Below are 14,437 nucleotides of genomic sequence, written 5' to 3'. Positions count from 1 at the left end.
CGCATCGGACTCTCCCCGTCCCCAACCCTTCCCCGCACCCGTACGGGGAACCGGGCCAGGACGCTTCTCACGTTACGCCGCGTCTGCGCCGCCTTCGAGACCGGGTCGCCCTCCCGCCTGCGCGAACGTTCTGCGCCGTACCGCGTACGGGGGTACCGACATGCGCCGTACGGCGGACAGGCCGAGACTTGGGCTAATGCTCACGTCGAGCCGTACGAGGAGGCAGCCATGGGCTGGTTGTGGGCGATCATCGTGGGTTTCGTGCTGGGCCTGATCGCGAAGGCGGTCATCCCGGGCAAGCAGCACAGCCCCCTGTGGCTGACGACCATCTTCGGCATCCTGGGTGCGATCGCCGGCAACGCGATCGCCCGCGCGCTGGGCGTGGCGGAGACACGAGGCATCGACTGGAGCCGTCACCTCTTCCAACTGGTCGCCGCGATCATCATCGTCTTCCTCGGCGACATGCTGTACATGGCGACCCTGGGCAAGCGAAAGCACCGGGTCTGAGCCGGAGCGCCCGGGAAGGGGTGCGGGGGTGTCCAGGTGCGGCTGCGCCGCGTGACACCCCCGCACCCCCACGGCGCTCAGGACCCGACGACCTCCACGGCCGCCAGGTTCTTCTTGCCCCTGCGCAGCACCAGCCACCGGCCGTGCAGCAGATCCGCGGGATCCGGTACCGCGTCCTCGGCGGTCACCTTGACGTTGTTCACGTAGGCCCCGCCCTCCTTCACGGTCCGCCGGGCGGCGGACTTGCTGGCCACCAGCCCGACCTCGGCGAACAGGTCCACCACCAGCGCCAGTTCGGCCACCTGGATGTGCGGCACCTCGGAGAGCGAGGCGGCCAGGGTCCGCTCGTCCAGTTCCGCCAGCTCGCCCTGCCCGAAGAGCGCACGGCTGGCGGCGATCACCGCGGCCGTCTGGCCGGCGCCGTGCACCAGCGTCGTCAGCTCCTCGGCCAGCGCCCGCTGGGCCGCCCGAGCCTGCGGACGCTCCTCGGTCTGCTTCTCCAGGTCCTCGATCTCCTCGTGCGACCTGAAGCTGAAGATCCGCAGGAACTTGGAGACGTCCCGGTCGTCCGCGTTCAGCCAGAACTGGTAGAAGGCGTACGGCGTGGTCATCTCCGGGTCGAGCCAGACCGTGCCGGACTCCGTCTTGCCGAACTTGGTGCCGTCGGCCTTGGTGATCAGCGGCGTGCCCAGAGCGTGCACCACGGCGCCGGGCTCGACCTTGTGGATCAGGTCGGTGCCCGAGGTGAGGTTGCCCCACTGGTCGCTGCCGCCGGTCTGCAGCGTGCAGCCGTGCCGCCGGTACAGCTCCAGGAAGTCCATCCCCTGGAGGATCTGGTAGCTGAACTCGGTGTAGCTGATGCCCTCCTGGGACTCCAGACGCCGGGCGACGGCCTCCTTGGTGACCATCTTGTTCACGCGGAAGTGCTTGCCGACGTCCCGCAGGAACTCGATGGCGGACATGCCCTGGGTCCAGTCCAGGTTGTTGACCATGACCGCCGCGTTCGGCCCCTCGAAGTCCAGCAGCGGAGCGATCTGCGCGCGCAGCCGCTCGACCCACTGGGCGACGACCTCGGGCGCGTTCAGCGTGCGCTCGGCATTCGGCTTCGGGTCGCCGATCAGGCCGGTGGCACCCCCGACCAGGCCCAGCGGGCGGTTGCCCGCCTGCTGGATCCGGCGCATCGTCAGGATCTGCACGAGGTTGCCGAGGTGCAGGCTGGGCGCGGTCGGGTCGAAGCCGCAATAGAACGTGACAGGACCGTCCGCGAACGCCTTGCGCAATGCGTCCTCGTCCGTGGAGAGGGCGATGAGCCCCCGCCACTTCAGCTCGTCGACGATGTCCGTCACGGTTCTCGTATCTCCTTGGGCGATCTTCGGGTGATCATCAGATGATCTTCGGGTGGTCGAGCGACCACCCGGCTACGAGGTTATACGCCCTGACTGACTGAGCTCATATTGAAGTCGGGCACGCGCAGCGCGGGCATCGCAGCCCTAGTGAACCAGTCGCTCCACTCCCTCGGCAGCGTCTTTTCCGTGCGCCCGGCCTCCGTGGCCCGCCCCAGCAGGTCGACCGGTGACTCGTTGAACCGGAAGTTGTTCACCTGCCCGGTGACCTGGCCGTTCTCCACCAGGTACACACCGTCCCTGGTCAGCCCGGTGAGCAGCAGCGTCGCCGGGTCGACCTCGCGGATGTACCAGAGGCAGGTCAGCAGCAGACCCCTCTCGGTGGCGGCGACCATCTCCTCCAGGGAGCGGTCCTCACCGCCGTCCAGGATCAGGTTCCCGCCCGCCGGGGCGACCGGCAGCCCGGTCAGACCGGCCGTGTGCCGGGTGGTGGTCAGGTGCCTGAGCACGCCGCCCGCCACCCACTCGGTGGCGCCGACCGGCATCCCGTTGTCGAAGACCGAACGGTCACCGCCTGAGGAGTGCGCCACGACGAACGGCGCGGACTCCAGGCCCGGCTCGTTCGGGTCGCTGCGCAGGGTCAGCGGCAGCTCGGTCAGCCGCTCGCCGACGCGGGTGCCGCCGCCCGGCTTGGAGAACACCGTCCGGCCCTCGGTCGCGTCCCGCCCGGACGCCGACCACAGCTGGTAGATCAGCAGGTCCGCCACGGCGGTCGGCGGCAGCAGCGTCTCGTACCGGCCCGCCGGCAGCTCCACCCGGCGCTCCGCCCAGCCCAGCCGGACCGCCAGTTCGGCGTCGAGCGCGCCCGGGTCGACGTCCTTGAAGTCCCGGGTGGACCGTCCCGCCCAGGCCGACCGGCTGCGGTCCGGCGACTTGGCGTTCAGCTCCAGTGTTCCGGTGGGCTGGTCGTGGCGCAGCCGCAGCCCGGTCGAGGTGCCCACGTACGTCGAGGCCAGCTCGTGGTTGGCGAAGCCGTACAGCTCGCGGCCGCCGGCACGCGCGCGTGCGAAGGCCTCGCCCAGCGCGGGGGCGAAGTCGGTGAACACGGCCGAGGAGGTCTCGGCGGGCGCGTCGGTGAAGTCCGGAGCCTCCGGCACGCCGGTGACCAGCGGCTGCGCGTCCTCGGCGGGACCGGCGCCGCGCGCGGCGGCCTCGGCGGCCCGCACCAGCGGCTCCAGGTCGTCGGCGGTCACGGCCGACCGGGACACCACACCGGAGGCCGTGCCGTCCTTGCCGTCGACGGTCGCGACGACGGTGAGCGAACGGCCCCGGGTCACGCCGTTCGTGGTGAGCGCGTTGCCCGCCCAGCGCAGGTTGGCGGTGGAGTGCTCGTCGGCGATGACCACACAGCCGTCGGCGCGGGAGAGTTCCAGGGCCCGCTCGACGATCTCGTGCGGCTTGCTGCTGCGGGCGCTCATCGACCGGCCTCCTGCGTGGTGTTGAGGATGTTGACTCCCTTGAAGAGGGCCGAGGGGCAGCCGTGGGACACGGCGGCGACCTGTCCCGGCTGGGCCTTGCCGCAGTTGAAGGCACCGCCCAGGACGTACGTCCCCGGACCGCCGACCGCCGCCATGGAGCCCCAGAAGTCGGTGGTCGTCGCCTGGTAGGCGACGTCCCGGAGCTGCCCTGTGATCCGCCCGTTCTCGATCCTGAAGAACCGCTGGCCGGTGAACTGGAAGTTGTAGCGCTGCATGTCGATCGACCAGGAACGGTCGCCGACGACATAGATCCCGCGGTCCACCCCGCCGATCAGGTCCTCGGTCGAGAGGCCGGCCGGGTCCGGCTGGAGGGACACGTTCGCCATCCGCTGCACGGGCACATGGCCGGGGGAGTCGGCGTACGCACACCCGTTGGAGCGCTCGAAGCCGGTCAGCTTCGCGATCCTGCGGTCCAGCTGGTAGCCGACGAGCGTGCCGTCCTTCACCAGGTCCCAGGACTGGGCCTCGACGCCCTCGTCGTCGTAGCCGACGGTGGCCAGGCCGTGCTCGGCGGTGCGGTCGCCGGTGACGTTCATCAGCTCGGAGCCGTACCTGAGCTTGCCGAGCTGGTCGAAGGTGGCGAAGGAGGTGCCGGCGTAGGCGGCCTCGTAGCCGAGCGCGCGGTCCAGCTCGGTGGCGTGCCCGATGGACTCGTGGATGGTCAGCCACAGGTTGGACGGGTCGACCACCAGGTCGTACAGCCCCGCCTCCACGCTCGGCGCCCGCATCTTCTCGGCCAGCAGCTCCGGGAGCTGCTCCAGTTCGGCCTCCCAGTCCCAGCCGGTGCCGGTGAGGTACTCCCAGCCGCGGCCGGCCGGCGGCGCGATGGTCCGCATCGAGTCGAACTCGCCGCTCGACTCGTCCACCGACACCGCGGTCAGTTCCGGGTGCAGCCGTACCCGCTGCTGGGTGGTCACGGTCCCGGCCGTATCGGCGTAGAACTTGTTCTCGTGCACGGTGAGCAGCGAGGCGTCGACGTGGTTGACGCCGTTCGCCGCCAGCAGCCGGGCGCTCCACTCCGCGAGCAGTGCGGCCTTCTCCTCGTCGGGCACGGTGAACGGATCGATCTCGTACGACGAGACCCACGTCCGCTCCGCGTGCACCGGCTCGCCGGCCAGCTCCACGCGCTCGTCCGAGCCCGCGGCCTTGATCACCTGCGCCGAGAGCCTGGCCATCGCCACCGCCTGGGAGGCGACCTTGGCCGCGGCGTCCAGCGTCAGGTCCACGCCGGAGGCGAAGCCCCAGGTACCGCCGTGCACGACCCGGACCGCGTATCCGAGGTCGGTGGTGTCCGACGATCCGGCGGGCCTGGCGTCCCGGAGACTCCAGGACGCGCTGCGCACCCGCTCGAACCGGAAGTCCGCGTGCTGGGCGCCCAGCGCACGCGCGCGTGCGAGCGCGGCGTCGGCCAGGGCCCGTAGCGGAAGCGCCGTGAAGGCTTCGTCGATGGAATGGGGCACGGAGGTCTCCCTGCTGTCGTGGCCTGTCCGTCCGATCATGTCGCGCCCGCGGGTGTACGGACCACAGGTTTCGGCCCGGCGTCGGGTCTTTCTGTAGAGACCCGACAGCGACGCCCCCGAGCCACTGTCGGTGCCCGCTTGGCCGCCGTGCCGGCGCGACCGATAGGTTTTCGATGAAGCCACCTGCCGTGCCAGCTGTTCCGGCCGGTGGTCAGACCGAAAGAAAGGGTGATCCGTTGAGCCGCTCGGTTCTCGTCACTGGAGGCAACCGGGGCATCGGCCTCGCCATCGCCCGCGCTTTCGCCGACAACGGCGACAAGGTTGCCATCACCTACCGCTCGGGGGAGCCGCCCGCCGACCTCAAGGAACTGGGCTGCCTGGCCGTCAAGTGCGACATCACCGACACCGAGCAGGTGGAGCAGGCCTACAAGGAGATCGAGGAGGCCCACGGCCCGGTCGAGGTCCTGATCGCCAACGCCGGCATCACCAAGGACACGCTCTTGATGCGGATGTCCGAGGAGGACTTCACCTCGGTCGTCGACACCAACCTCACCGGCACCTTCCGTGTGGTCAAGCGCGCCAACCGCGGCATGCTGCGCGCCAAGAAGGGCCGTGTCGTCCTCATCTCGTCGGTCGTCGGCCTCTACGGTGGTCCCGGCCAGGCCAACTACGCGGCCTCCAAGGCCGCGCTGGTCGGCTTCGCGCGCTCCCTCGCCCGTGAGCTGGGCTCGCGCAACATCACCTTCAACGTCGTCGCGCCCGGTTTCGTCGACACCGACATGACCAAGGTCCTCACCGACGAGCAGCGCGCGACCATCGTGTCGCAGGTGCCGCTCGCCCGGTACGCGCAGCCCGAGGAGGTCGCCGCGACGGTGCGGTTCCTCGCCTCGGACGACGCCTCGTACATCACTGGAGCCGTCATCCCCGTTGACGGCGGACTGGGAATGGGTCACTGATCACCATGAGTGGAATCCTCGAGGGCAAGCGCGTCCTGATCACGGGTGTGCTGATGGAGTCCTCCATCGCCTTCCACGCGGCCAAGCTGGCGCAGGAGCAGGGTGCCGAGATCATCCTCACCGCGTTCCCACGGCCCACGCTGACCGAGCGCATCGCCAAGAAGCTGCCCAAGCCCACCAAGGTCATCGAGCTGGACGTCACCAACGACGAGCACCTCGGCCGGCTGGCCGACCTCGTCGGCGAGGAGCTCGGCGGCCTCGACGGCGTCGTCCACTCCATCGGCTTCGCCCCCCAGGACGCGCTCGGCGGCAACTTCCTCAACACGCCCTTCGAGTCCGTCGCGACCGCCATGCACGTCTCCGCGTACTCGCTGAAGTCGCTGACCATGGCCTGCCTGCCGCTGATGCAGAACGGCGGCTCGGTCGTCGGCCTCACCTTCGACGCCCAGTACGCCTGGCCGCAGTACGACTGGATGGGCCCGGCCAAGGCGGCCCTGGAGGCCACCAGCCGCTACATGGCGCGCGACCTGGGCAAGCAGAACATCCGCTGCAACCTCGTCTCGGCCGGCCCGATCGGCTCCATGGCCGCCAAGTCCATCCCGGGCTTCAGCGACCTGGCCGCCGTCTGGGACCACCGCTCCCCGCTGGAGTGGGACCTCAAGGACCCGGAGCCGGCCGGCAAGGGCATCGTCGCCCTGCTGAGCGACTGGTTCCCGAAGACCACCGGCGAGATCATCCACGTGGACGGCGGTCTGCACGCCATCGGCGCCTGACCCGCACGGGCATCGTCCGGACACCGTGAGGCCCGCATCCCGCGAGGGGGTGCGGGCCTCACCCGTTCGGCCCACCGGCCGGGCCGTCCCCGCCCGGGCGGCGCACCCTGGCAGTACACGTCGGATCACCCGATCACCGCGCGACGTCCCTCCCCAGCCCGGCCGAGGAGGTCCTCTTGTGCGCCTGTTCCACAGCCTGGCCCCGCTGACCGTGGCCCTCGCCCTCGTGCTGGCCCTGCCCTGCGACGCCGTGGCCCACACGCGCGCGGGAGGCGGTCACCGGGCCGCCCCGGAGCTGTTCGGCGCGTCGTGCCGGACGACCGTCCGCGGCTCCCATGTGGTGGCCTACTGCCACAACCCCTACGTGGACACCGACCGGGTACGGCTGCACATCGAGTGCGCCGAGTGGTGGGACATCGACACCGACGGCTCCCCGGTCGACACCGGGCCCGCGATGACCGTACGGCTCACCGGCCGCTGCTGGCAGGACGTCCGCTCGGTGTGGATCAGTCACCAGAAGGCGGACTGAACCTGTCCGGACGGCACAGGTACGGGTAGCTGCCCGCCTCCTTGGCGGCCGCCTCCGCGTCGCCCGCGCGGATCGCGTCGACCAGGCGGGCGTGGTCCATGTACGACTCCGGCGTCAGCACGGCGCCGACGTCCGCGCGCAGCCAGTCCCGCAGCACCTCGCCCAGGTCGGCGTACATCGCCGTCATCACGTCGTTGTGCGAGGCGGCCACCACGGCCAGGTGGAAGGTGGCGTCCGCCGTCACGAAGGGCTCCGCCTCGCCCGACTCCCACGCCCGCTCGCGCTGTGCCAGCAGCGCGTCGAGCTGCCTGAGGTCCTTCTCCGTGCGCCGGGCCGCCGCGAGCCGGGCCGCCGAGGACTCCAGCGTGGAGCGCAGCTCGGCGATGTGCCGGGGGTCGGCACCGGCGAACCGGCGGTGCATCACGCCGGCCAGCTCACTGGTCGCCACGACATAGGTGCCGGAGCCCTGCCGGATGTCCAGCAGGCCGTTGTGCGCGAGCGCGCGGACGGCCTCCCGGACGGTGTTGCGGGCCACTCCGAGCTGCTCGACCAGCTCCGGCTCGGTGGGAATCCGGGAGCCGACCGGCCACTCGCCGGAGGCGATCTGGTTCCGCAGTTCGGCGATGACCTGCTCGGACAACGCCGAGCGGCGTGGATGGCTCAGAGGCATGACACACCTTCGCACGCGGGGGCCGGGCGGCGGCGGGGGGCCGCCGCGGTCCGTCACCCGTAGACTGGACAACCAATCATCCCATGATTCTATGATGGGCGTCATGGAAGCCGAGGAAACCACCATGCCGACACAGACGCCGGCCCGTCCGACGGAACCCGGCGGGGGTCCGTCGAACGGCACGCGCGCGTGGACGACACGGCTGTTCGTCGTCGGCATCCTGCTGGCCGCCGTCAACCTCCGGCCCGCCATCACCAGCCTCGGCGCGCTCCTGGAGGAGGTCCGCGACGGGCTCGGCATGAGCGGCAGCGTGGCCGGGCTGCTCACCTCCGTGCCGCCGCTCTGCTTCGCCGTCTTCGGTGTCATGGCCCCCCGTCTGGCCCGCCGCTTCGGCCCGCCGGCCGTGGTCTGCGCGGGCATGGTCGCCATCACGGCCGGCCTGCTGATACGCCCGTACGTCGCCGGCACGGCCGGGTTCCTGGCCGGCAGCGCCGTCGCGCTCATGGGCATCGCCGTCAGCAACGTGCTGATGCCGGTCATCGTCAAGCGCTGGTTCCCGGACCGGGTCGGCTCCATGACCGGCCTGTACTCGATGGCCCTCGCCGCCGGTACCGCGATCGCCGCCGCGGTGACCGTACCCATGACCGACGCGCTGGGCGGCCGCTGGCAGTCCGGGCTCGCCGTGTGGGCGGGGCTGGCGGCAGCCGCGGTGCTGCCGTGGCTGCCGCTGGTCCGGGACCGGGGACCGGCACCGGCGGCCGAGGCACGCGCGCGTGCGGACCGGCAGCCGCCCGCCCTCAGGATCACCCGCAGCCCTACCGCCTGGGCGCTCGCCGTCTTCTTCGGCCTCCAGGCCACCGCCGCCTACATCACGATGGGCTGGATGGCCCAGATCTTCCGGGACGCGGGCGTGCCCGCGGGCACCGCGGGGCTGCTGCTGGCCGTCACCATGGTGATGGGCGTACCGCTGGCCTTCGTCATCCCGCGCGTGGCCACCCGGCTGCCGCACCAGGGCCCGATCGTGGTCGTGCTCGGCGTCTGCGGCCTCGCCGGATACGCCGGCCTGTGGGCCGCACCCGCCGGCGGCGCCTGGGCCTGGGCCCTGCTGCTCGGCGTCTCGAACTGCGCGTTCCCGCTGGCCCTCACGATGGTCGGGATGCGGTCCCGGACCGGCGCGGGCGTCGTGCAGCTCTCCGCCTTCGCCCAGAGCGTCGGCTACCTCATCTCCATCCCGGGTCCGCTGCTGGTGGGCGTGCTCTACCAGCACAGCGGCGGCTGGGGTCTGCCGATCGCCCTGATGGCCGGCCTGATGATCCCGCAGCTGGCCGTCGGCGTCCTGGCGGGCCGCGACCGCACGGTCGAGGACGAGGCGACCGCGACCGCCTGACGCCGAGGCGGCCCGCGCGAGCACGCGTGGCGCGATGACGCACCGAGGCGGCCCGTGCGCGGATCCCGACGCGGTGGGTGCGGGCACCGAGGCGCCCTGTGCGGGCTCTGGCGTGGCCGGCGGGGGGAGACGCGCCGCGTGCGGGTGCGGGTGCGGGTGCGGGTGCGGGGCGTGGCGTGCGCGGGCGCGACGCGCGGCGCGTGTGCGGATGGCGACGCGGCCTGTGCGGCACTGGCGTGGCCGGTGCGGGGACAGGCGTGGCGCTGTGCGGGTACTGACGTGGCGTGCGCGGACGCGCCGAGGCGGTCCGTGCCGACGCCGCCGGGGCCCGGTGCGGTGGGTGCCTGCGCGGGGCCGGTCGTCTCGGCGCCCTCGCGGCGTGTCGGGTCACCCCGCCCGGTGCGGCCTCTCCCAGGGGTGCCAGACTGGGCGCATGCCAGTGCTCGACCCGAACCCCCAGAACGGTCAGAAGAAGATGCTGATCGTCTTCGGCTCGTTCTTCGCCATCTTCATCGTCATCGCCGTCATCGCGACCCTCGCGTCACCCTGACCACGGCCCCCGCGGCCGATGGTGGGGCTAGCACCACCATCCCCTAGGGGGTGAGGGTCAGGGTGAAGTGGGTGGATCACCGGATGGGGCCGCGGCCACGGATTCCGTAGTTTCGAGTCGTGGCCGCGAGGGGCGGTCACCGAAGCCCGGAGACCAGCGGAGGCGACCATGCCGGCCCGTACGCACACCCTGCCCCGCCCCGCCACCCCGGGCAGTGTCGACGTCCGGCTGCCCTGGTGGGCCCTCGCCCTGCCCGCGCTCGCCTTCGTCGCCCTGCTGGTGCTGATACTGAACCCGGCGGACGCCCACGCGACCACCGGTGACCCCGCCGTCACCCATCTCGTCGAGCGGGTCCGGCAGATCGTCGCCCGTTAGCCCCACCGCCTCCCGAGCGGGCGAATCCGCATGTCAACTCCCTGCGCCCGATGGCCTGTTTCATGCGAAGCTGGGTGACATGAGCGTCGCAGAATCCCGCAGGATCGTCTTCTTCCGCCATGCGAAAGCCGACTGGCCACAGGTGACCGACCACGAGCGACCGCTCGCTGACCGGGGCCGAATGGACGCCGCCGTCGCCGGACGCAAGCTCGCGGACAGCGGCATCGCCTTGGACCTGGCCCTGTGCTCCACCTCCGTGCGCACCCGGGAGACCTGGAAGCTCGCCGTCCATGAGCTGGCGCACCGGCCGAAAACCGTCTACGAGGAGCGGGTGTACGACGCCTCTCCGGGCGAGCTGATCGCCGTGCTCAACGAGGTGCCCGACGACGCGCATGACGTTATCCTCATCGGCCACAACCCCGGCGTGCACGGCGTGACGGAGATCCTGACCGGCGGCTCGGAGGGTGATGCCCGCGACCGGATGAACCGGCGGGGCTTTCCCGCCGCCGCCTTCGCCGTCGTGACCTTCGAGGGCTCCTGGAAGAGCCTGGAACCCGGGGTGACCACGCTCGTGGACTACTGGGCTCCCTCCGACTGAGACGAGCGTACGACCACCGTTGCCCGGACGGGGGACGGCGAGGGGCCCGGCACCGATGCCCCCCGGTGCCGGGCCCCTCGTGGCAGGACCGCCGGGCGGTTCAGCTCTCGTCGTGGGTGTCCGCCGCCTCGACCTCTTCGCGGGTCACGCCCAGCAGATACAGCACCGTGTCCAGGAAGGGGAAGTTCACCGCCGTGTGCGCGGCCTTGCGGACCACCGGCTTCGCGTTGAAGGCGACACCGAGACCGGCCGCGTTCAGCATGTCCAGGTCGTTGGCGCCGTCACCGATGGCCACCGTCTGCGACAGTGGTACGCCCGCCTCGGCGGCGAACCGGCGCAGCAGCCGTGCCTTGCCCGCACGGTCCACGATCTCGCCGGTCACCCGGCCGGTCAGCTTGCCGTCGACGATCTCCAGCGTGTTGGCCTGGGCGAAGTCCAGCCCGAGCCGCTCCTGCAGATCGTCGGTGACCTGGGTGAAACCGCCCGAGACCACCCCGACTTGATAACCGAGCCGCTTCAGCGTGCGGATCAGCGTCCGGGCGCCCGGCGTCAGCCGCACCTCGGTGCGCACCTTCTGTACGACCGACTCGTCCAGCCCCTTCAGCAGCGCCACGCGCGCGTGCAGCGACTGCTCGAAGTCCAGTTCACCGCGCATCGCGGCAGCCGTCACCTCGGCGACCTCGTCCTCGCAGTCGGCGTGCGCGGCGAAGAGTTCGATCACCTCGTCCTGGATGAGCGTCGAGTCCACGTCCATGACCACCAGACGCTGGGCCCGCCGGTGCAGACCGGCCGCTACGACCGCGATGTCCACGCCGAGTTCCGCCGCGTCGGAGACCAGGGCGGTGCGCAGTGCCTCGGTCCCCACACCGGACACCGCGAACTCCACCGCGGTCACCGGGTACTTGGCGAGCCGGAAGATACGGTCGATGTTGCCGCCGGCCTTGGCGATCCGGGCGGCGATGGCGGCCGTCGACTCGGCGGTGAGGGGGTGGCCGAGGACGGTGACCAGCGAACGGCCAAGACCGCGCGGGCGGTTGTCGCCGTGGCCGGAGATGATCTCCGCCTGCATCTTCACGGACTCGGCCCAGCTGTGCACGGTCGCCCGGAGGTCGCCCTCGAGTCCGGCCGAGGGCTGGGTGACGAGCGCGCACAGCACCAGCCGCCCGCGCGTGACGACCTGCTCGATGTCGACCACGTCGACCATGTACGCGGCAAGAGTGTCGAAGAGGCCGGCCGTGATGCCCGGCCTGTCCTTGCCGAAAATCTTGACGAGGAGAGTGGGGACCTCGGAGGTCTGCGGATCGCTCATGGTGTCACCACCGTAACCGGCACGCAGTGACTGCGGCGCAGGTGGTCCGCCTGACGGACACGGAACAATAGGTGTCGGACCGATGGCGGATGCCTTGCTTCCACGCTACGGGCGAACGTGCGTGCGATGTCGGCCACCGGGAACGCGACGCTCCGGGTGCGCGTCTTCACGCACGGTTCAGCATCGCTCCACGCATGGTCCGGACACGGCCGGCGAGGCCGTCGCGCCTCGCCTCTGCGGGCGGCCTTGCCGCGTGACCTCGCCGCGTGAGCTCACCGAGGGGGCCGCCTGGGTGGCGGCGGAGGAGGCGGGGGCGGTGGGGGCGGCGGCCCCGGGTCCGGCCCGTCCGGCCGCCGCGCCCCGGGTCCGCGCCGTGGAGAGCGCGGTGGCGGGTCGACCGGCCGGGCCATGGTGGGAGCGCCGTACACGTCGCCGGCACCGGGGGGTACGTCCGAGGCGTCGGCGCCGCCGGCGCGCGGCCACTCCTCCGACGACCGCGCGGCATCGGCACCCCGGTCCTCCGCCGGGGACGGCGTCCCGGACGGCGACCCCCGGCCGGGACTGCCCGGACTGCCGGGACCGACAGGAGCACCTGCCCCGCCGGTGCCGCTCGGACCGCGTCCCGGGGCACCCCCCGGCCGCCCGCCGCTCCACGGTCCCGGGCCACTGTGCGGCCCCGCCGCATCACGCGGCTCCTGCGGCCGGCCTCCGGACCGGCGGCCCCATCCGTCTCCCGGCACAAAATCCCGTGGTCCCCAGGCGTCCGCAGGGCCACCGCCCCGTCCGCCTCCGGTCCAGGAGTCCCGCGACGCGTCGGGCCGGGGCCGCAGGTCGCCGCTCCCCGGCTCCCGTAGCCCGTCAGGTATCCGGAGGTAGGGGTTGGTGTGCGGATTCGGCGGGCGGTAGGGGGCCACCGGTGCGTAGGGCCCATCGGGGTCGCCGCCGCCGGGCCTTCCCGGCGCCCCGGACCCCACCGGCCCGCCGCCGGCGTCACCCAGTGCCGGCCGCGTGGCGCGGGTGCCGGCGGCGCCGGTCGCCCGGGCCAGCAGCGCCCCCGCCGCCCCCGCCGCCGCACCCCACACCGCGCCGAGGAGCAGGCCCATGCCCAGTTGCCCGTGCAGTTCGATGCCGGCGCCGAAGGCGTCGAAGCCCAGCACCGACAGCGAGGCGTCCACGGACACGTCCGTCAGCCAGGCCAGCAGCGGCAGTGCGAGCGCGGTCGCGATGCCCAGCCGTACCGCACACCGCCCGGCGAACCCGAGCGCCCCGGGACGGGAGCCCGGGCCGCCCTCGCCTCCGGGCCCACCGCCGGCCACCGGCGTCCGTACCGCCGTGAACACCCCGGCCAGCAGCATCAGCAGCGCCGCCGCCACACCCAGCAGCCATACCCGTCCGTCCAGGTCGGCCAGCCGGCCCAGCGTCACCGACCGGTCGGACGGGGAGTTCAGGAGGTCGTCAAGGGGGTGCGGCAGGAACATGGTGAGGACGCCCGTCGCCCTGCCGTCGAAGGGGACGAAGAGGCCGACCGGGATGCCGAGCCAGACGCCGTTCGGGGCACCGAGCAGCGCCGCGCCCATGATCCGGGCCGGGTGCGGGTCGCCGATCGCCGCGAAGGCCGCCGCCGCCCAGCCCGCCGCGACCGCCACCAGCAGGACCGTCACCAGCGCCGAGACCGCCGGCCGTACCACCCGGTGCACCGCGTCCCAGCCGCGCGGCAGCGGTGTGCGGCGCGAGGCCAGCAGCGCGATCAGCAGGATGCCCACCGACCAGCCGAGACCACCGAGCAGGGTGGCCGCGGTGTCGACGCTGAAGCCGACCGCGGCGTTCGCGTGCACGAGGTCGCCGAGGCGGTCCGGCAGCAGCCCGCCGACATCCCCGATGCCGGGGATCGTGAGACCTCCACCGCCCCCGCCGGTGCCCGGCAGCTTGTCCAGTCCCAGCGCACCGCCGTCGATGGTCACCACCGAGTGTCCGGCCCAGGCCAGTCCGCCCAGCATCGCCACGAACAGCACCACCACCGAGCCCGCGCGGGCGAGCAGTTCGGCCGGTGCGATCACAACTCCGGCCGCGCGCAGGGACCGTAGGAAGAACCAGGCCAGCAGCACGGCTCCCACCAGGCTCACGCCCAATGGCGTGATCTCGATGGCTGTGGTGGCTTCCGCCCCCTTCAGGCCGAATGCGGACAGATCTCCGTCCGGGGTGACCGAACCGCCTGCCCCGAGGGCCACAACCGCCGCCGTCATGGGGCCCAGTGAGCCCGCCGCGTCGGCCCGCAGCAGATGCAGACCCAGCGCCGCGGTGCCCGCCATGCCGATCAACGCCCAGCTCACCGCGGCGATCGCGGACAGCAGGACGTCGCCCCAGGGCAGCCGCGCGCCGTGCCTCGTGTTCTCGACTCCCGTGCCGGACGTGCCAGAACCCATGGCCGACCCCCCGATCCGC

At 72.2% G+C, this 14,437-nt stretch carries 14 protein-coding genes; 8 read left to right on the top strand and 6 right to left on the bottom strand.

The annotated features are described in order from the left end of the window. Window positions 1-228 precede the first annotated feature (228 nt). Window positions 229-507 carry a GlsB/YeaQ/YmgE family stress response membrane protein gene (locus ACZ4O3_RS15505; protein ID WP_362719552.1) on the top strand — a complete coding sequence of 93 codons (279 nt, stop codon included), beginning with the start codon at window positions 229-231 and terminating at the stop codon, window positions 505-507. 77 nt (window positions 508-584) lie between these two features. Here the strand turns inward: ACZ4O3_RS15505 and tyrS are convergent, their stop codons facing one another. The 3 genes from tyrS to ACZ4O3_RS15490 all read right to left on the bottom strand — a co-directional run bounded on the left by tyrS (window position 585) and on the right by ACZ4O3_RS15490 (window position 4,887). Next, a complete protein-coding gene (tyrS, locus tag ACZ4O3_RS15500; RefSeq protein ID WP_467722480.1) occupies window positions 585-1,853 on the bottom strand; it encodes a tyrosine--tRNA ligase in 1,269 nt (422 codons plus the stop codon). A gap of 80 nt (window positions 1,854-1,933) precedes the next feature. Beyond that, window positions 1,934-3,328: a metallopeptidase TldD-related protein gene (locus ACZ4O3_RS15495; protein ID WP_467722478.1), complete on the bottom strand. Its 1,395-nt coding sequence runs from the start codon at window positions 3,326-3,328 to the stop codon at window positions 1,934-1,936. Continuing rightward, complete coding sequence (locus ACZ4O3_RS15490) at window positions 3,325-4,887, bottom strand: TldD/PmbA family protein (RefSeq protein WP_467722477.1); 1,563 nt, start codon at window positions 4,885-4,887, stop codon at window positions 3,325-3,327. The genes ACZ4O3_RS15495 and ACZ4O3_RS15490 overlap by 4 nt, the downstream gene beginning before the upstream one ends. Before the next feature lie 197 nt (window positions 4,888-5,084). On the opposite strand from ACZ4O3_RS15490, the gene fabG reads away from it, so the two are divergent. The 3 genes from fabG to ACZ4O3_RS15475 all read left to right on the top strand — a co-directional run bounded on the left by fabG (window position 5,085) and on the right by ACZ4O3_RS15475 (window position 7,106). Further along, entirely contained in the window at window positions 5,085-5,804 is a 720-nt protein-coding gene (fabG, locus tag ACZ4O3_RS15485) for a 3-oxoacyl-[acyl-carrier-protein] reductase (protein ID WP_362724413.1), read from the top strand. Between the two features lie 5 nt (window positions 5,805-5,809). Further along, window positions 5,810-6,577, top strand: coding sequence for an enoyl-ACP reductase FabI (fabI, locus tag ACZ4O3_RS15480; protein ID WP_351326067.1), 768 nt, complete (start codon window positions 5,810-5,812; stop codon window positions 6,575-6,577). A gap of 178 nt (window positions 6,578-6,755) precedes the next feature. Then, complete coding sequence (locus ACZ4O3_RS15475; protein WP_362724410.1) at window positions 6,756-7,106, top strand: hypothetical protein; 351 nt, start codon at window positions 6,756-6,758, stop codon at window positions 7,104-7,106. Here the strand turns inward: ACZ4O3_RS15475 and ACZ4O3_RS15470 are convergent. After that, window positions 7,084-7,776: a FadR/GntR family transcriptional regulator gene (locus tag ACZ4O3_RS15470; protein ID WP_362724407.1), complete on the bottom strand. Its 693-nt coding sequence runs from the start codon at window positions 7,774-7,776 to the stop codon at window positions 7,084-7,086. The two genes, ACZ4O3_RS15475 and ACZ4O3_RS15470, sit on opposite strands and share 23 nt — an antisense overlap. A gap of 91 nt (window positions 7,777-7,867) precedes the next feature. Here ACZ4O3_RS15470 and ACZ4O3_RS15465 point away from each other — a divergent pair, with 91 nt between their 5' ends. From ACZ4O3_RS15465 to ACZ4O3_RS15450, 4 genes are all read left to right on the top strand, one after another. Beyond that, window positions 7,868-9,163, top strand: coding sequence for a CynX/NimT family MFS transporter (locus ACZ4O3_RS15465; protein WP_467722474.1), 1,296 nt, complete (start codon window positions 7,868-7,870; stop codon window positions 9,161-9,163). A gap of 433 nt (window positions 9,164-9,596) precedes the next feature. Beyond that, window positions 9,597-9,713 (top strand): SGM_5486 family transporter-associated protein, encoded by a 117-nt coding sequence (locus ACZ4O3_RS15460; RefSeq protein WP_089107830.1) that lies wholly within the window; start codon window positions 9,597-9,599, stop codon window positions 9,711-9,713. A 168-nt stretch (window positions 9,714-9,881) separates the two neighbouring features. Continuing rightward, window positions 9,882-10,088, top strand: a complete 207-nt coding sequence (locus ACZ4O3_RS15455; protein WP_362731022.1) for a hypothetical protein — start codon at window positions 9,882-9,884, stop codon at window positions 10,086-10,088. A 79-nt stretch (window positions 10,089-10,167) separates the two neighbouring features. Next, window positions 10,168-10,686, top strand: a complete 519-nt coding sequence (locus ACZ4O3_RS15450) for a SixA phosphatase family protein (protein WP_362731020.1) — start codon at window positions 10,168-10,170, stop codon at window positions 10,684-10,686. Between the two features lie 100 nt (window positions 10,687-10,786). Here the strand turns inward: ACZ4O3_RS15450 and serB are convergent, their stop codons facing one another. Together serB and ACZ4O3_RS15440 are read right to left on the bottom strand one after the other, a co-directional pair. Next, window positions 10,787-11,995 (bottom strand): phosphoserine phosphatase SerB, encoded by a 1,209-nt coding sequence (gene serB / locus ACZ4O3_RS15445; protein ID WP_384988292.1) that lies wholly within the window; start codon window positions 11,993-11,995, stop codon window positions 10,787-10,789. Between the two features lie 272 nt (window positions 11,996-12,267). Further along, the gene (locus ACZ4O3_RS15440; protein ID WP_467722472.1) at window positions 12,268-14,418 is read right to left on the bottom strand and encodes a streptophobe family protein; all 2,151 of its coding nucleotides are present in this window, start codon (window positions 14,416-14,418) and stop codon (window positions 12,268-12,270) included. Window positions 14,419-14,437 lie beyond the last annotated feature (19 nt).

It is taken from the genome of Streptomyces sp. NPDC026515 (genome assembly GCF_055567595.1).
The sequence above is the reverse complement of the archived record's forward strand: the minus strand, read 5'-3'. Positions and strand labels throughout refer to the sequence as shown.